Raw genomic sequence first — 17,837 nt, forward strand, 5'->3', positions numbered from 1 at the left:
GCTGAAAATTGAAACGACACACTGTTTCATTTCTCCGTAATAAGAAATGAAAAGCGGTGTGTTCGAGTCTCTCAAATTTTTGCAAACCGATAATGAATCGAAAGAAACATCTTCGGGTTGTGAGGTTAAGCGACTAAGCGTACACGGTGGATGCCCTGGCAGTCAGAGGCGATGAAGGACGTGCTAATCTGCGATAAGCGTCGGTAAGGTGATATGAACCGTTATAACCGGCGATTTCCGAATGGGGAAACCCAGTGTGATTCGTCACACTATCATTACGTGAATACATAGCGTAATGAAGCGAACCGGGGGAACTGAAACATCTAAGTACCCCGAGGAAAAGAAATCAACCGAGATTCCCCCAGTAGCGGCGAGCGAACGGGGAGCAGCCCAGAGTCTGAATCAGCATGTGTGTTAGTGGAAGCGTCTGGAAAGTCGCACGATACAGGGTGAAAGTCCCGTACACAAAAGTGCATGTGTTGTGAACTCGAAGAGTAGGGCGGGACACGTGGTATCCTGTCTGAATATGGGGGGACCATCCTCCAAGGCTAAATACTCCTGACTGACCGATAGTGAACCAGTACCGTGAGGGAAAGGCGAAAAGAACCCCGGCGAGGGGAGTGAAAAAGAACCTGAAACCGTGTACGTACAAGCAGTGGGAGCACCCTTTGGGGTGTGACTGCGTACCTTTTGTATAATGGGTCAGCGACTTATATTCTGTAGCAAGGTTAACCGAATAGGGGAGCCGAAGGGAAACCGAGTCTTAACTGGGCGTTAAGTTGCAGGGTATAGACCCGAAACCCGGTGATCTAGCCATGGGCAGGTTGAAGGTTGGGTAACACTAACTGGAGGACCGAACCGACTAATGTTGAAAAATTAGCGGATGACTTGTGGCTGGGGGTGAAAGGCCAATCAAACCGGGAGATAGCTGGTTCTCCCCGAAAGCTATTTAGGTAGCGCCTCGTGAACTCATCTTCGGGGGTAGAGCACTGTTTCGGCTAGGGGGTCATCCCGACTTACCAACCCGATGCAAACTGCGAATACCGAAGAATGTTATCACGGGAGACACACGGCGGGTGCTAACGTCCGTCGTGAAGAGGGAAACAACCCAGACCGCCAGCTAAGGTCCCAAAGTCATGGTTAAGTGGGAAACGATGTGGGAAGGCACAGACAGCCAGGATGTTGGCTTAGAAGCAGCCATCATTTAAAGAAAGCGTAATAGCTCACTGGTCGAGTCGGCCTGCGCGGAAGATGTAACGGGGCTAAACCATGCACCGAAGCTGCGGCAGCGACACTATGTGTTGTTGGGTAGGGGAGCGTTCTGTAAGCCGTTGAAGGTGTATCGTGAGGTATGCTGGAGGTATCAGAAGTGCGAATGCTGACATAAGTAACGATAATGCGGGTGAAAAACCCGCACGCCGGAAGACCAAGGGTTCCTGTCCAACGTTAATCGGGGCAGGGTGAGTCGACCCCTAAGGCGAGGCCGAAAGGCGTAGTCGATGGGAAACAGGTTAATATTCCTGTACTTGGTGTTACTGCGAAGGGGGGACGGAGAAGGCTATGTTAGCCGGGCGACGGTTGTCCCGGTTTAAGCATGTAGGCGGAGGTTCCAGGTAAATCCGGTACCTTATTAACGCTGAGGTGTGATGACGAGGCACTACGGTGCTGAAGTAACAAATGCCCTGCTTCCAGGAAAAGCCTCTAAGCATCAGGTAACACGAAATCGTACCCCAAACCGACACAGGTGGTCAGGTAGAGAATACCAAGGCGCTTGAGAGAACTCGGGTGAAGGAACTAGGCAAAATGGTGCCGTAACTTCGGGAGAAGGCACGCTGATATGTAGGTGAAGTGGTTTACCCATGGAGCTGAAATCAGTCGAAGATACCAGCTGGCTGCAACTGTTTATTAAAAACACAGCACTGTGCAAACACGAAAGTGGACGTATACGGTGTGACGCCTGCCCGGTGCCGGAAGGTTAATTGATGGGGTTATCCGTAAGGAGAAGCTCTTGATCGAAGCCCCGGTAAACGGCGGCCGTAACTATAACGGTCCTAAGGTAGCGAAATTCCTTGTCGGGTAAGTTCCGACCTGCACGAATGGCGTAATGATGGCCAGGCTGTCTCCACCCGAGACTCAGTGAAATTGAACTCGCTGTGAAGATGCAGTGTACCCGCGGCAAGACGGAAAGACCCCGTGAACCTTTACTATAGCTTGACACTGAACACTGGTCCTTGATGTGTAGGATAGGTGGGAGGCTTTGAAGTGTGGACGCCAGTCTGCATGGAGCCATCCTTGAAATACCACCCTTTAATGGCTGGTGTTCTAACGTAGACCCGTGATCCGGGTTGCGGACAGTGTCTGGTGGGTAGTTTGACTGGGGCGGTCTCCTCCTAAAGAGTAACGGAGGAGCACGAAGGTTAGCTAATCCTGGTCGGACATCAGGAGGTTAGTGCAAAGGCATAAGCTAGCTTGACTGCGAGAGTGACGGCTCGAGCAGGTGCGAAAGCAGGTCTTAGTGATCCGGTGGTTCTGAATGGAAGGGCCATCGCTCAACGGATAAAAGGTACTCCGGGGATAACAGGCTGATACCGCCCAAGAGTTCATATCGACGGCGGTGTTTGGCACCTCGATGTCGGCTCATCACATCCTGGGGCTGAAGTAGGTCCCAAGGGTATGGCTGTTCGCCATTTAAAGTGGTACGCGAGCTGGGTTTAGAACGTCGTGAGACAGTTCGGTCCCTATCTGCCGTGGGCGCTGGAGAATTGAGGGGGGCTGCTCCTAGTACGAGAGGACCGGAGTGGACGCATCACTGGTGTTCGGGTTGTCATGCCAATGGCATTGCCCGGTAGCTAAATGCGGAAGAGATAAGTGCTGAAAGCATCTAAGCACGAAACTTGCCCCGAGATGAGTTCTCCCTGACTCCTTGAGAGTCCTGAAGGAACGTTGAAGACGACGACGTTGATAGGTCGGGTGTGTAAGTGTAGCGATACATTGAGCTAACCGATACTAATGAACCGTGAGGCTTAACCTTACAACGCCGAAGATGTTTTGGCGAAAGACAGAGACAATATTCAGCCTGATTACAGATTAGATTGACATGCAAAAGCGTGTTGATAAACAGAATTTGCCTGGCGGCTGTAGCGCGGTGGTCCCACCTGACCCCATGCCGAACTCAGAAGTGAAACGCCGTAGCGCCGATGGTAGTGTGGGGTCTCCCCATGCGAGAGTAGGGAACTGCCAGGCATCAAATTGCAGTAAACCGGGATGAAGAATCCGGGTGGTGACAAAGAAATTCGGTGGAGCGGTAGTTCAGTTGGTTAGAATACCTGCCTGTCACGCAGGGGGTCGCGGGTTCGAGTCCCGTCCGTTCCGCCACTTATTAGAAAATTAAGCCTGCTACTAAGCAGGCTTAATGATAAGAAGATTTAGGGGCGTAGCTCAGTTGGTAGAGCACCGGTCTCCAAAACCGGGTGTCGCGAGTTCGAGTCTCTCCGCCCCTGCCAGAAACAATCCTTAGCATTATTGCTAAGGATTTTTTTTTACCTGTAATTTGAGTTTTTCCTTCTTTCTATTTTACTCCCGGCATCCTTGCCAGCATTTTCCTTAATCTTCCAGAATATTCGTTCTCAGCAGATCGCAAATCAGCGCATGTTTATCGCTATTTTGCAGCCAAACTGCATATAACGGGCGTGAAAGCGTTGTACTGTCGGTAACCGTATGGAGATCGCTTTTACCTTTAGCCCAGCTGACCGGTAGCCAGCTAAAACCTTTGAGGACTGAAAGTTGCTGCCTGGCTAATTCTGCCGAACTGGTGGTAAGTACCGGCACTTCATCTCCCGCAATCAATCCAGCCTCGTGTTGCTGAAAGTCAGGTCCCCATTCCAGACGCAGATAATTCAGTTCATCTTTGGTTTGTGAAGGAGAACTGCAATAGAGCGCCAGCGTGAAATATCCCAACAGTTGGCTGCTAAATTCGTCCATTTTGGGCGTTTCGGTAGTAATCAATAGATCAAGCTGTCGTTCATGAAGCTGTTTTACTAACGACTGTCGCTGCGCGATCCTCGCTTCAAATTGCAGGCTGGATTGTGGCTCCTGGGATTGGTACAAACGCCCCAGCCAGCCATTAAGCATGCATTCCCAGAGGGATGCGCTGGCACCAATAGAAAACTCGTTATGCCGCGAGGTATTCGCAACCTCCTTACGTGCTGCTTGCCACGTATTCATCAGCGTTTCAGCGTAAGGTAATAATTTTTCACCTGCAGCGGTTAAACGGATATTGTTTCTGTGTCGGGTGAACAGGTTTACACCCAATTGATTTTCCAGTTGTCTGATCCGGAAACTAACCGCTGATTGGGTCAGATAGAGCGCTTCAGCAGCCCTGCCAAAGTGGCGTGTCCGGCTAACTTCCAGGAAAGTTTTTAACAATTCCGTATCCACAACTCGCTCCATAAAATTATTTGTCGTTATGATTTAAATCTTTTGTTTGACGCTCTGTCAAGCGTAACTAATACTCCGCGCCATAAATAGCTCGGCCAAAGAATTAGGAGCGTGCAGGATGGCGGAAAGCTTTACGACGACTAATCGATATTTCGATAATAAATATTATCCCCGCGGATTCTCCCGTCATGGTGATTTCACCATTAAAGAAGCACAACTGCTTGAGCGTCACGGTTATGCTTTCAACGAGCTGGATCTGGGCAAGCGTGAGCCGGTAACGGAAGAAGAAAAACTGTTTGTTGCGGTATGCCGTGGTGAGCGCGAACCGGTTACCGAAGCTGAACGTGTGTGGTCCAAATACATGACGCGCATTAAGCGTCCAAAACGCTTCCACACGCTGTCTGGCGGGAAACCTCAGGTGGAAGGTGCGGAAGACTACACCGAATCTGATGATTAATAAAAAAGGGCGAAAGCCCTTTTTTTATGCCAGTAGTTTCTGCAAATGAATGAGTAATCTGTCTATCGCCCGATACCCAACAGCCTCCTGTAAGTGCTGGCGAGATATATGGTCAGATTGTTCTATATCCGCGATCGTTCGAGCGACCTTTATCAGGCGTAACCAGGCGCGGATGGATAATCCGAGATGCGCGAGCGTTTCTTCAAGCCACTGCGCATCGTCGCTACGCAATGGACAGTATTTATGGATATCCTGACTGTCCAGATGCGCATTTAACTTATTCTGCCGCTGATACTGACGCTCTCGTGCTGCCATAACGCGTTGCTTCACCGTTGCGCTATCTTCCCCTTTTACCTGGCTCTGGCTGAGTATGCCGGGCGGCGGTAAGGGGATTTCGAGGGAGAGATCGAAGCGGTCAAGAAATGGACCTGATAATCGATTGAGGTAGCGTAGTGTCTGCTCTGGGGTACAGCGGTTATGGTTCCCCTGATAATGTCCTGTTGGGCTGGGATTCATGGCAGCAATAAGCTGAAAACGCGCGGGGTAAGTTATTTTTGCCCGAGCGCGGGATAAATGAATCTGCCCGGACTCAATGGGCTCTCGCAGTGCATCCAGCGTGCGCCGCTCAAACTCGGGAAGTTCATCCAGAAACAGTATGCCGTTATGCGCCAGAGATATCTCGCCTGGCGCAGGAATAGAGCCTCCACCGACCATGGCGGTTAATGAAGCACTGTGATGCGGCGAACGAAAAGGGCGTTGTTTCCACTGTTTTTGTAGCGTGTCGGAATTGACCAGACTTAGAATCGCGGCGCTTTCCAGTGCCTCATCATTGCTCAGTGGCGGAAGCAATCCTCTCAGGCGACTGGCCAGCATGGTCTTACCCGTTCCCGGCGGCCCGATGAGTAAGAGGTTATGACCGCCAGCTGCGGTAAGTTCCAGTCCGCGTTTACCTTGTTCCTGGCCGATAACATCGCTCAGATCATCTGCTAATGCGCAGGGGGTAAAATCTGCCGATGATGGTCTGTCTAAATCATGCTTACCTTCGAGAAATGCGCATACAGCCTGTAGATGATCGGCAATAAGGCACCCTTCACCGTGTATCAGTCCCACTTCAGCTGCATTCTCTTTTGCGACAATAATTCTCCTGCCTGCGCGAATAGCTTCAGTTGCACTTGATATCGCACCGGGAACGCCGCGTAACGCGCCTGTAAGCGCTAATTCGCCTACCAGCTCATATGTATCGAGGTTATGGGTTGTAAGCTGCTCAGACGCTGCCAGAAGCGCAACTGCGATAGGTAAATCATATCGTCCCCCTTCTTTCGGGAGATCGGCCGGAGCGAGGTTTATGGTTATCTTCTTCGCCGGGAATTCATAACCGCTATTAATAATCGCACTGCGAACCCGATCGCGGGCTTCTTTTACCGTTGTTTCGGGTAATCCCACCATGGTTAAACCAGGCAAACCATTACTGATATGTACCTCGATGGTAATAGCTGGCGCATTCACGCCCAGCGCAGCGCGTGTGTGAACAATCGATAGTGACATAAGCCCTCCTGATGAAAGCATTATGTCGCAATACATCGCGGCAAGATTTCACATAATTACGGTTTTTAGAGGCTTATTCCCGTGTTTTTATGTAGCTCAATACTGCTTGCATAAAGCCTGGAATAGCGCCCGCAAACGCTTTTGAATAACGTTTTTAGTAGGGAACGGGTTGCCGAGAATCACCTGAAACGTGAAATATTTTCACTTTTGATTTTTTGTATAAAAAACAATGATATTTATCTAAACCGTTAACGGCGTCAGAAAAACGAATAAAAAAATATCTTGTGTCATTTGCAAATTCTATGGTAACTCTTTAGGTATTCCTTCGAACAAGATGCAAGAAAATACAAAAATGACAGCCCTTCTACGAGTGATTAGCCTGGTCGTGATTAGCGTGGTGGTGATTATTATCCCACCGTGCGGGGCTGCACTTGGACGAGGAAAGGCTTAGAAAACAAGCCTTAACGAACTAAGACCCCCGCACCGAAAGGTCCGGGGGTTTTTTTTGACCTTAAAAACATACATGAGGAGCAGAAAGTGAGCGGTAGCATAAAATTCTGTTTCTCAAGATTTACGGCGGGGATGTAACTATGAATGGGGCACAGTGGGTGGTACATGCGTTGCGTGCACAAGGGGTTCAAACCGTCTTTGGTTATCCTGGTGGCGCAATTATGCCGGTTTACGATGCGTTGTATGACGGCGGCGTAGAACACCTGTTGTGCCGACACGAGCAGGGCGCGGCAATGGCGGCAATTGGCTATGCCCGTGCGACCGGTAAAACCGGCGTGTGTATCGCCACTTCAGGTCCTGGCGCTACCAACCTGATCACCGGACTCGCCGATGCGCTGTTAGATTCTGTTCCTGTGGTGGCGATCACCGGTCAGGTGGCCTCACCTTTCATCGGAACGGATGCGTTCCAGGAAGTGGACGTTCTCGGTATGTCTTTGTCCTGCACCAAACACAGTTTCCTGGTGCAGTCACTGGAAGAGCTGCCGCGCATCATGGCAGAGGCTTTCGCTGTGGCGAACTCCGGTCGTCCGGGTCCGGTTCTGGTTGATATCCCGAAAGACATCCAGCTGGCCAGCGGTACGCTGGAGCCGTATTTTACGACCGTCGAAAATGTAGAGGTTTTCCCGCACGCGGATGTTGAGCAGGCACGTAAAATGCTGGCGCAGGCGCAAAAACCGATCCTGTACGTCGGTGGCGGCGTTGGTATGGCGCAGGCGGTCCCGGCCCTGCGTGAATTTATCGCGGTAACCCAAATGCCGGTCGCCTGCACGTTGAAGGGGCTGGGCGCAGTAGAAGCTTACTACCCATACTATTTGGGTATGTTGGGAATGCATGGCACTAAAGCGGCAAATTTCGCGGTGCAAGAATGTGATTTACTGATTGCAGTGGGTGCGCGTTTTGATGACCGGGTGACCGGCAAGCTGAATACCTTCGCACCGAACGCCAGCGTGATCCACATGGATATTGACCCGGCGGAAATGAACAAACTGCGCCAGGCGCACGTCGCCCTGCAGGGTGATTTAAATTCTCTGCTGCCGGCATTGCAGCAATCTCTGAAGATTGACGCATGGCGTCAGCATAGCGCTGAACTGCGCACAGAGCATACCTGGCGCTATGATCATCCCGGTGAGGCTATCTACGCGCCACTGTTGTTGAAGCAGTTGTCCGATCGCAAACCCACAGACAGCGTAGTGACAACGGATGTTGGTCAGCATCAGATGTGGTCGGCGCAGCATATGACCTACACCCGCCCGGAAAATTTCATCACCTCAAGCGGCCTGGGTACGATGGGCTTTGGCCTGCCAGCAGCGGTTGGTGCGCAGGTTGCTCGCCCGAACGATACGGTAATCTGTATCTCCGGTGACGGCTCCTTCATGATGAATGTACAGGAGCTGGGCACCGTAAAACGCAAGCAATTGCCGCTGAAAATAGTCTTACTCGACAACCAGCGGTTAGGCATGGTGCGACAATGGCAGCAGCTGTTTTTCCAGGAACGTTATAGCGAAACCACCCTTACCGATAACCCCGATTTCCTCATGTTGGCCAGCGCCTTCGGCATACCAGGTCAACACATCACCCGTAAAGACCAGGTTGAAGCGGCACTCGACACCATGCTGAACAGCGAGGGGCCATACCTGCTTCATGTCTCAATCGACGAACTTGAGAATGTCTGGCCTCTGGTACCACCAGGTGCCAGTAACTCAGAAATGCTGGAGAAATTATCATGATGCAACATCAGGTCGCCGTTGAGGCTCGTTTCAATCCGGAAACGTTAGAACGTGTTTTACGCGTGGTACGCCATCGTGGTTTTCAGGTGTGCTCCATGAATATGGAAGCCGCCAGCGATGCGCAAAATATAAATATCGAATTGACCGTTGCCAGCCCCCGGTCGGTCGACTTACTGTTTAGTCAGTTAAGTAAACTGGTAGACGTTGCACATGTTGCTATCTGCCAGAGCACAACCACATCACAACAAATCCGCGCCTGAGCGCAAAAGGAAGAAAAATGACGACGAAAAAAGCTGATTACATTTGGTCTAATGGCGAGATGATTCGTTGGGAAGACGCGAAGGTCCACGTGATGTCCCACGCGCTGCACTACGGTACTTCAGTATTCGAAGGCATCCGTTGCTACGATTCTCACAAAGGGCCGGTGGTGTTCCGTCATCGCGAACATATGCAGCGTCTGCGTGATTCAGCCAAGATCTATCGTTTTCCGGTTTCTCAGAGCGTTGATGAGCTGATGGAAGCTTGCCGCGAGGTGATTCGTAAAAACAATCTGACCAGCGCCTATATCCGTCCGCTAGTGTTTGTTGGCGACGTGGGGATGGGCGTTAACCCGCCAGCGGGATACACCACTGACGTGATCATCGCCGCGTTCCCGTGGGGCGCTTACCTCGGTGCTGAAGCACTGGAGCAGGGGATCGACGCGATGGTTTCTTCCTGGAACCGCGTTGCGCCGAACACCATCCCTACTGCTGCTAAAGCGGGCGGTAACTATCTGTCTTCGCTGCTGGTGGGTAGCGAAGCGCGTCGTCATGGCTATCAGGAAGGCATTGCGCTGGATGTGAATGGTTACATCTCCGAAGGTGCGGGCGAAAACCTGTTTGAAGTAAAAGACGGTATTCTGTTTACCCCGCCGTTTACCTCTTCTGCACTGCCGGGTATTACCCGTGACGCGATCATTAAGCTGGCGAAAGATCTCGATATCGAAGTGCGTGAGCAGGTGCTGTCCCGTGAATCACTGTACCTGGCCGACGAAGTGTTCATGTCCGGTACCGCGGCTGAAATCACCCCAGTACGCAGTGTCGATGGTATCCAGGTGGGCGAAGGCCGCTGCGGTCCGGTCACCAAACGCATCCAGCAGGCCTTCTTTGGCCTCTTCACCGGTGAAACGGAAGATAAATACGGCTGGTTGGATTCAGTAAACCAATAACAAAATTAATATTCCCCCAAAATAATTCACGTTGCAGGAAGACGGCAACGCAGCAAGTCCCAGGAGCTTACTGTAGTAAGTGACTGGGGTGAGCGAGGCGGTCAACGCACCTGCGGCGTGAAGTATGAAGGGGAAAGACAGACGGGAGTTAATCAAGCATGCCTAAGTATCGTTCTGCTACCACCACCCACGGCCGCAATATGGCGGGTGCCCGCGCATTGTGGCGCGCTACCGGGATGACCGATGATGACTTCGGCAAACCGATTATCGCTGTGGTGAACTCCTTTACCCAGTTTGTGCCGGGTCACGTCCACCTGCGCGATCTCGGTAAGCTGGTTGCCGAACAAATCGAAGCCTCAGGCGGCGTGGCGAAAGAGTTCAACACCATTGCTGTGGATGATGGTATCGCCATGGGCCATGGCGGCATGCTGTATTCACTGCCGTCGCGTGAGCTGATCGCTGACTCCGTTGAGTACATGGTTAACGCCCACTGCGCTGATGCGATGGTCTGCATCTCCAACTGCGACAAAATCACCCCCGGGATGTTAATGGCCTCTTTGCGCCTGAATATTCCGGTGATCTTTGTTTCCGGCGGTCCGATGGAAGCCGGGAAAACCAAGCTCTCTGACCAAATCATCAAGCTTGACCTGGTTGATGCGATGATTCAGGGCGCTGACCCGAAAGTTTCCGACTCACAAAGCGAGCAGGTTGAGCGTTCCGCTTGCCCAACCTGCGGCTCCTGTTCCGGTATGTTCACCGCTAACTCGATGAACTGCCTGACCGAAGCGCTGGGCTTGTCGCAGCCGGGTAACGGTTCGCTGTTGGCGACTCACGCCGACCGTAAAGAACTGTTCCTCAACGCAGGTAAGCGCATCGTCGAGCTGACCAAACGCTATTACGAGCAGGATGATGCCTCCGCCCTGCCGCGCAACATTGCCAGCAAAGCGGCGTTTGAGAACGCCATGACGCTGGATATCGCCATGGGCGGTTCCACCAATACCGTTCTGCACCTGCTGGCGGCCGCGCAGGAAGCGGAAATCGACTTCACCATGAGTGATATCGACAAGCTGTCCCGCAAAGTCCCGCAGCTGTGTAAGGTGGCGCCGAGCACGCAGAAATACCATATGGAAGACGTACACCGCGCAGGCGGCGTTCTGGGTATTTTAGGCGAACTGGATCGTGCCGGACTGCTGAACCGCGACGTGAAAAACGTGCTGGGTCTGACTTTGCCGCAAACGCTTGATCGGTATGACGTGATGTTGACCAAAGACGACGCGGTGAAAAAAATGTTCCGTGCCGGCCCGGCCGGCATTCGTACTACCCAGGCATTCTCACAGGATTGCCGTTGGGATACGCTGGATGACGACCGCGCTGAAGGCTGCATTCGCTCGCTGGAGCACGCTTATAGCAAAGACGGCGGTCTGGCAGTTCTGTACGGTAACTTCGCGGAAAACGGCTGTATTGTAAAAACCGCAGGCGTGGATGACAGCATCCTGAAATTCACCGGCCCGGCAAAAGTGTATGAAAGCCAGGACGATGCGGTTGAAGCCATCCTCGGCGGTAAAGTGGTGGCTGGCGACGTGGTTGTCATTCGCTACGAAGGGCCGAAAGGCGGACCAGGCATGCAGGAAATGCTCTACCCAACCACCTTCCTGAAATCGATGGGCCTCGGTAAGGCTTGCGCGCTGATTACCGACGGTCGTTTCTCCGGCGGTACTTCGGGGCTTTCCATTGGTCACGTTTCTCCGGAAGCGGCCAGCGGCGGTAATATCGCGATTATCGAAGATGGTGACATGATTGCCATCGATATCCCGAATCGTGGCATTCAATTGCAACTGAGTGATGCGGAAATCGCTGCGCGCCGTGAAGCGCAGGAAGCTCGCGGTGACAAAGCCTGGACGCCAAAAGATCGTCAGCGTCAGGTCTCCTTTGCACTGCGCGCCTACGCCAGCCTGGCAACCAGTGCCGACAAAGGTGCGGTGCGCGATAAGTCGAAGCTCGGGGGATAATGATCATGGCGGATTCACAACCTCTATCCGGCGCTCCTGAGGGCGCCGAGTATCTCAGAGCGGTACTGCGTGCGCCGGTATACGAAGCGGCACAGGTAACGCCGCTACAGAAAATGGAAAAACTCTCTTCGCGCCTCGACAACGTCATTCTGGTGAAGCGCGAAGACCGTCAACCCGTTCACAGCTTCAAGCTACGCGGTGCCTATGCCATGATGGCGAGCTTGACCGAAGAACAAAAAGCGCATGGCGTCATTACCGCATCGGCTGGTAATCATGCTCAGGGCGTCGCTTTCTCCTCTGCGCGATTAGGCGTGAAGGCGCTGATTGTCATGCCAACGGCTACCGCCGATATCAAAGTCGACGCCGTTCGCAGCTTCGGCGGAGAAGTGCTGCTGCACGGCGCGAACTTTGATGAAGCCAAAGCCAAAGCGATTGAATTGTCGCAGCAGCAGGGGTTTACCTGGGTGCCGCCGTTCGATCATCCGATGGTGATTGCCGGGCAGGGCACGCTGGCGCTGGAGCTGCTCCAGCAGGACGCGCATCTCGATCGCGTATTTGTGCCAGTTGGTGGTGGCGGATTAGCGGCAGGTGTTGCGGTGCTAATTAAACAGCTGATGCCGCAAATCAAAGTGATTGCCGTGGAAGCCGAAGATTCGGCCTGTCTGAAAGCGGCGCTGGATGCCGGTCATCCGGTGGATCTGCCGCGAGTGGGTCTCTTTGCCGAAGGCGTGGCGGTGAAACGTATTGGTGATGAAACCTTCCGTCTGTGCCAGGAATATCTCGACGATATTATTACCGTGGATAGCGATGCTATTTGCGCGGCAATGAAAGACCTGTTCGAGGATGTACGTGCGGTGGCGGAGCCTTCCGGGGCACTGGCGCTGGCGGGGATGAAAAAATACATCGCCCAGCATAATATTCGCGGCGAGCGCCTGGCGCATGTTCTTTCCGGCGCTAACGTTAACTTCCACGGCCTGCGCTACGTTTCCGAACGTTGCGAGCTGGGGGAACAGCGCGAAGCCTTGCTGGCCGTGACCATCCCGGAAGAAAAGGGCAGCTTCCTGAAGTTTTGCCAACTGCTGGGCGGGCGCTCGGTGACCGAGTTTAACTACCGCTTTGCTGATGCGAAAGACGCCTGCATTTTTGTCGGCGTACGTCTGAGTCGTGGGCTGGAAGAGCGTAAGGAAATCCTGCAACTGCTCAATGAGGGCGGCTATAGCGTGGTGGATCTGTCCGATGACGAGATGGCGAAGCTACACGTGCGCTATATGGTCGGTGGACGTCCGTCGAAACCCTTACAGGAACGTCTTTATAGCTTCGAATTTCCGGAGTCGCCGGGGGCGTTGCTCAAATTCCTGCATACCCTGGGGACGCACTGGAATATTTCATTGTTCCACTATCGCAGTCACGGCACTGACTATGGTCGTGTGCTGGCGGCGTTTGAGTTGGGTGAACACGATCCTGATTTCGAAACGCGGCTGAATGAACTGGGTTATGACTGTCATGATGAAACACATAACCCGGCGTTCAGGTTCTTCCTAGCGGGTTAACGACAGCCATTAAAAAAGGGTTCATGTAAAAACATGAACCCTTTTTGCTACTGTATCAGCAGATTACAGCGTGATAACGTCGAATTCGACTTCGGTATTCACGTCAGCATCGTAATCCACACCGTCGAGGGCAAAACCGAACAGATTCAGGAATTCCTGCTTGTATCCTGCATAGTCAGTTTCTTGCGCCAGGTTTTCGGTAGTGATCAGCGGCCACAGATCGCGACATGCCTGCTGAATGTCGTCACGCAGTTCCCAGTCATCCATACGGATACGCTGGTTGTCATCAAGCGCCACTTTATCGCCGTACAGGCTGGTGGTCATCAGACGGTTGATCTGCTCAATACAACCTTCGTGAATCCCCTGCGCTTTCATCAGCTTGAAGACCATGGAGATGTACAGTGGCATTACCGGAATCGCAGAAGATGCCTGGGTGATAACGGACTTCAGTACGGCAACGTTAGCGGAACCGTTCAGCGGTGCCAGCTGGTTACGCAGTTCTCCCGCCGCGCGATCGAGGTCTTCTTTCGCTTTGCCCAGCGCGCCGTGCCAGTAGATTGGCCAGGTCAGGTCGGTACCGATGTAGGAGTAGGCTACGGTTTTCACGCCATCAGCCAGCACGCCCGCTTCGCTCAGCGCGCCCATCCACAGTTCCCAGTCTTCGCCGCCCATGACGGTGACGGTGTTCTGAACTTCTTCTTCGGTAGCCGGCTCAATGCTGGCGGTGATGATCTGATCTTTGTTGGTATCGATCGCTTTAGAAGTGTAAACCTCACCGATTGGCTTCAGCGCTGAACGGACGATTTCACCGGTTTTCGGCATTTTACGCACTGGGGAAGCCAGTGAGTAAACCACCAGGTCAATCTGACCCAGGTCTTCTTTGATCAGTTTGATCACTTCATCACGGCATTCGTCAGAGAACGCATCGCCGTTAATGCTTTTGGAGTACAGACCTTCACGCTTGGCCGCTTCGTCGAAAGCTGCAGAGTTATACCAGCCTGCGGAACCTGGTTTGGTATCCGTGCCCGGTTTTTCGAAAAATACGCCGATAGTGGCGGCACCGCTGCCAAAGGCGGCGGAAATTCTGGAAGCCAGACCGTAACCGGTGGAAGCACCGATCACCAGCACGCGAGACGGGCCGTTCTCGATTTTCCCGTTCTGCTTAACATACTCGATCTGCTTTTCCACGTTGACTTTGCAGCCAGTCGGATGGGTCGTTGTACAGATGAATCCACGAATTTTTGGTTTGATTATCATAATGATGGCTAATTAAGTTTGTATTTTCGCTGTCAAGTGCGCAATGACACCGTCTGTTCTGGCCTGCTTAACGCGATGGTTAACAAGCCCCCCACTACAATGGATCACGACATTATACAGAAAAGGAGCGCCAATACTGAATCTACCACTGATTTTAGACCTGACGCTGGCGCTACTCTGCGGATTTACGTTCCAGAACAATCTTCCAAAACGCGTCGATCAGCGGTTCATGCAGCCGCTTTTTCGGCGCGCAGACGCCAAGCTCGAACGGTGTTTTTTCGTCACTGCGCTCTAAAATCATCACGCGATTACGTACCGGCTCCGGGCTGTTTTCTAGCACCACTTCCGGCAGCAGCGCCACGCCGCAGCCCAGTGCTACCATTGAGACCATCGCTTCGTGGCCACCCACCGTGGCGTAAATCGATGGGTTGCTGATTTTGTGACGGCGGAACCACAGCTCGATACGGCGGCGTACCGGACCTTGATCGGCCATGATAAACGGCACCGTCGACCAGTCTGGCTTATCGACCGATACCTGATTACGCACCGGGCAGGGCAGCGCCGGAGCGATCAACACAACCGTCAGATTCTCCAGCATCGAGAACGCCACCGCGCCAGGCAGTGTTTCGGGCTTACCGGCAATCGCCAGATCGGCTTCACCAGTGACCACTTTGTCCATCGCATCGGCAGCGTCGCCGGTGGTGAGCTTAATTTCCACTGACGGATGCTCGGCGCGGAAACGGTCAAGGATTGGCGGCAGATGGCTGTAGGCGGCAGTTACCGAACAGAAGATATGCAGTTCGCCTGACAGCGACGGCCCTTGTTGATCGAGGGTGTGACGTAACTGCTGGTACTGCAACAGCGTCTGTTGGGCAAACACGCGCAGCTCTTCACCGGCTTCGGTCAGCGTAACCGTGCGGTTATCGCGCACAAACAGCGGCTGGCCGAGGTCTTCTTCGAGGCGCTGAATCTGCCGGGAAAGCGTGGATGGGCTGACGTGCATTGCCCGCGCGCTGCGGCCAAAGTGACGACTTTCAGCCAAATGCAGGAACATTTTCAGATCGCGTAAATCCACAGACGAGCCTCCGATTTTCTACGTTGCATAAATTGCAATGTGACGTTGTGAATATATCAATTTCCGCAATAAATTTCCTGTTGTAATGTGGATTCAATCTCGCAAATACAAATCTGCGAACCGAATAATAAGCACCACAACACAACATCACGGAGTACACCATCATGGCTAACTACTTTAATACACTGAACCTGCGCCAGCAGCTGGCACAGCTGGGTAAATGTCGCTTTATGGGCCGCGACGAATTCGCCGATGGTGCGAGCTACCTTCAGGGTAAAAAAGTGGTCATCGTCGGCTGTGGCGCTCAGGGTCTGAACCAGGGCCTGAACATGCGTGACTCCGGTCTGGATATCTCCTACGCCCTGCGTAAAGAAGCGATTGCTGAGAAGCGTGCTTCCTGGCGTAAAGCGACCGAAAACGGCTTCAAAGTGGGTACCTACGAAGAGCTGATCCCGCAGGCTGATCTGGTGGTTAACCTGACGCCGGACAAGCAGCACTCCGACGTTGTGCGTTCTGTACAGCCGCTGATGAAAGACGGCGCAGCGCTGGGTTACTCCCACGGCTTCAACATCGTGGAAGTGGGCGAGCAGATCCGTAAAGACATCACCGTCGTGATGGTGGCACCGAAATGTCCGGGTACAGAAGTGCGTGAAGAGTACAAACGTGGTTTCGGCGTACCTACGCTGATCGCCGTTCACCCGGAAAACGATCCGAAAGGCGAAGGCATGGCGATTGCTAAAGCCTGGGCTGCGGCTACTGGCGGTCACCGTGCGGGTGTGCTGGAGTCCTCCTTCGTTGCGGAAGTGAAATCTGATCTGATGGGTGAGCAGACTATCCTGTGCGGTATGCTGCAGGCCGGTTCTCTGCTGTGCTTCGATAAGCTGGTGGAAGAGGGTACTGACCCGGCATATGCTGAAAAACTGATTCAGTTCGGCTGGGAAACCATCACCGAAGCGCTGAAGCAGGGCGGCATCACCCTGATGATGGACCGTCTGTCTAACCCGGCGAAACTGCGTGCTTACGCGCTGTCCGAACAGCTGAAAGAGATCATGGCACCGCTGTTCCAGAAACACATGGATGACATCATCTCCGGTGAATTCTCTTCCGGTATGATGGCTGACTGGGCTAACGACGATAAGAAACTGCTGACCTGGCGTGAAGAGACCGGCAAAACCGCGTTCGAAACCGCTGCCCAGTTCGACGGTAAAATCGGCGAGCAGGAATACTTTGATAAAGGCGTTCTGATGATTGCGATGGTGAAAGCGGGCGTTGAGCTGGCGTTCGAAACTATGGTGGATTCCGGCATCATCGAAGAATCTGCTTACTACGAATCACTGCACGAACTGCCGTTGATCGCCAACACCATTGCCCGTAAGCGTCTGTACGAAATGAACGTGGTTATCTCTGATACCGCAGAATACGGCAACTACCTGTTCTCTTACGCTTGCGTACCGCTGCTGAAAGAGTTCATGACCACCCTGCAGACCGGCGACCTGGGCAAAGCGATTGCTGAAGGCGCGGTAGACAACGCGCAGCTGCGTGACGTGAACGATGCGATTCGCGGCCATGCTATCGAGAAAGTGGGCCAGAAACTGCGTGGCTACATGACCGATATGAAGCGCATTGCGGTCGCAGGCTAATAAATCTTGTCGGGTGGCGCTTCGCTTACCCGACCTACAAAATCGTAAAATGTAGGCCGGGTAAGGCGTAGCCGCCACCCGGCTTTTTTAGTTACGGTACAGCACTTTAATGATGTGGTAGCCGAACTGAGTGTGCAGCGGGCCGATTGGCTCCAGCACAGGGCAGGAAAAGACCACTTTGTCGAATGCCGGAACCATCTGGCCCTGACGGAATTCGCCCAAATCACCGCCGCGTTTGCCTGATGGGCAGATGGAGTGTTTTTTCGCCAGTTTGCCGAAGTCGGCGCCGTTTTTAATCTGCTCCAGAAGATCCAGTGCCAGTTTCTCTTCTTTAACAAGGATATGCACTGCTGCTGCTGTTTTTGCCATGATCGTGCCTTGAGTGGGGTGGTTAAGGCTGGCTATACTACCACGCTGTTATTC

Annotated in this window: 13 protein-coding genes, 2 tRNA genes and 2 rRNA genes; 12 read left to right on the top strand and 5 right to left on the bottom strand. The window is 52.9% G+C overall.

Annotated features, from left to right (window positions below; translation table 11 throughout):
- Positions 1-123 precede the first annotated feature (123 nt).
- From OGX89_RS16615 to OGX89_RS16630, 4 genes are all read left to right on the top strand, one after another.
- Positions 124-3,031: ribosomal RNA gene (locus OGX89_RS16615) — 23S ribosomal RNA — on the top strand.
- Positions 3,032-3,127: 96 nt separating this feature from the next.
- A 5S ribosomal RNA gene (gene rrf / locus OGX89_RS16620) occupies positions 3,128-3,243 on the top strand.
- A gap of 55 nt (positions 3,244-3,298) precedes the next feature.
- A tRNA-Asp gene (locus OGX89_RS16625) sits at positions 3,299-3,375 on the top strand.
- A gap of 52 nt (positions 3,376-3,427) precedes the next feature.
- Positions 3,428-3,503: transfer RNA gene (locus OGX89_RS16630), tRNA-Trp, on the top strand.
- 100 nt (positions 3,504-3,603) lie between these two features.
- On the opposite strand, the gene hdfR is transcribed toward OGX89_RS16630, so the two are convergent.
- Complete coding sequence (hdfR, locus tag OGX89_RS16635; protein WP_008787063.1) at positions 3,604-4,449, bottom strand: HTH-type transcriptional regulator HdfR; 846 nt, start codon at positions 4,447-4,449, stop codon at positions 3,604-3,606.
- 106 nt (positions 4,450-4,555) lie between these two features.
- Here hdfR and maoP point away from each other — a divergent pair, with 106 nt between their 5' ends.
- Complete coding sequence (maoP, locus tag OGX89_RS16640) at positions 4,556-4,894, top strand: macrodomain Ori organization protein MaoP (protein WP_003018025.1); 339 nt, start codon at positions 4,556-4,558, stop codon at positions 4,892-4,894.
- 24 nt (positions 4,895-4,918) lie between these two features.
- Here the strand turns inward: maoP and OGX89_RS16645 are convergent, their stop codons facing one another.
- The gene (locus OGX89_RS16645) at positions 4,919-6,439 is read right to left on the bottom strand and encodes a YifB family Mg chelatase-like AAA ATPase (protein ID WP_126957739.1); all 1,521 of its coding nucleotides are present in this window, start codon (positions 6,437-6,439) and stop codon (positions 4,919-4,921) included.
- A 352-nt stretch (positions 6,440-6,791) separates the two neighbouring features.
- Here OGX89_RS16645 and ilvL point away from each other — a divergent pair, with 352 nt between their 5' ends.
- The 6 genes from ilvL (at position 6,792) to ilvA (ending at position 13,442) form a co-directional block, all read left to right on the top strand.
- Positions 6,792-6,890 carry an ilv operon leader peptide gene (ilvL, locus tag OGX89_RS16650; protein WP_001311244.1) on the top strand — a complete coding sequence of 33 codons (99 nt, stop codon included), beginning with the start codon at positions 6,792-6,794 and terminating at the stop codon, positions 6,888-6,890.
- Positions 6,891-7,029: 139 nt separating this feature from the next.
- The gene (gene ilvG / locus OGX89_RS16655; RefSeq protein ID WP_126957737.1) at positions 7,030-8,676 is read left to right on the top strand and encodes an acetolactate synthase 2 catalytic subunit; all 1,647 of its coding nucleotides are present in this window, start codon (positions 7,030-7,032) and stop codon (positions 8,674-8,676) included.
- Positions 8,673-8,936 carry an acetolactate synthase 2 small subunit gene (gene ilvM / locus OGX89_RS16660; protein ID WP_003018017.1) on the top strand — a complete coding sequence of 88 codons (264 nt, stop codon included), beginning with the start codon at positions 8,673-8,675 and terminating at the stop codon, positions 8,934-8,936. The genes ilvG and ilvM overlap by 4 nt, the downstream gene beginning before the upstream one ends.
- Positions 8,937-8,953: 17 nt before the next feature.
- The gene (locus tag OGX89_RS16665; RefSeq protein WP_003829030.1) at positions 8,954-9,883 is read left to right on the top strand and encodes a branched-chain amino acid transaminase; all 930 of its coding nucleotides are present in this window, start codon (positions 8,954-8,956) and stop codon (positions 9,881-9,883) included.
- 158 nt (positions 9,884-10,041) lie between these two features.
- A complete protein-coding gene (ilvD, locus tag OGX89_RS16670) occupies positions 10,042-11,892 on the top strand; it encodes a dihydroxy-acid dehydratase (protein ID WP_003829028.1) in 1,851 nt (616 codons plus the stop codon).
- A gap of 5 nt (positions 11,893-11,897) precedes the next feature.
- Positions 11,898-13,442 (top strand): threonine ammonia-lyase, biosynthetic, encoded by a 1,545-nt coding sequence (gene ilvA / locus OGX89_RS16675; RefSeq protein WP_126957735.1) that lies wholly within the window; start codon positions 11,898-11,900, stop codon positions 13,440-13,442.
- A 63-nt stretch (positions 13,443-13,505) separates the two neighbouring features.
- Here the strand turns inward: ilvA and fabV are convergent, their stop codons facing one another.
- Entirely contained in the window at positions 13,506-14,699 is a 1,194-nt protein-coding gene (gene fabV, locus OGX89_RS16680; RefSeq protein ID WP_008787067.1) for an enoyl-ACP reductase FabV, read from the bottom strand.
- A gap of 172 nt (positions 14,700-14,871) precedes the next feature.
- Positions 14,872-15,774 carry an HTH-type transcriptional activator IlvY gene (gene ilvY, locus OGX89_RS16685; RefSeq protein WP_003829023.1) on the bottom strand — a complete coding sequence of 301 codons (903 nt, stop codon included), beginning with the start codon at positions 15,772-15,774 and terminating at the stop codon, positions 14,872-14,874.
- Between the two features lie 164 nt (positions 15,775-15,938).
- Here ilvY and ilvC point away from each other — a divergent pair, with 164 nt between their 5' ends.
- Positions 15,939-17,414 (top strand): ketol-acid reductoisomerase, encoded by a 1,476-nt coding sequence (gene ilvC, locus OGX89_RS16690; RefSeq protein WP_003829020.1) that lies wholly within the window; start codon positions 15,939-15,941, stop codon positions 17,412-17,414.
- Positions 17,415-17,501: 87 nt separating this feature from the next.
- Here the strand turns inward: ilvC and ppiC are convergent, their stop codons facing one another.
- Entirely contained in the window at positions 17,502-17,783 is a 282-nt protein-coding gene (gene ppiC / locus OGX89_RS16695; RefSeq protein ID WP_126957733.1) for a peptidylprolyl isomerase PpiC, read from the bottom strand.
- Positions 17,784-17,837 lie beyond the last annotated feature (54 nt).

Source organism: Citrobacter sp. Cpo103 (assembly GCF_030332605.1).
GTDB classification, from domain to species: Bacteria; Pseudomonadota; Gammaproteobacteria; order Enterobacterales; family Enterobacteriaceae; genus Citrobacter; species Citrobacter portucalensis.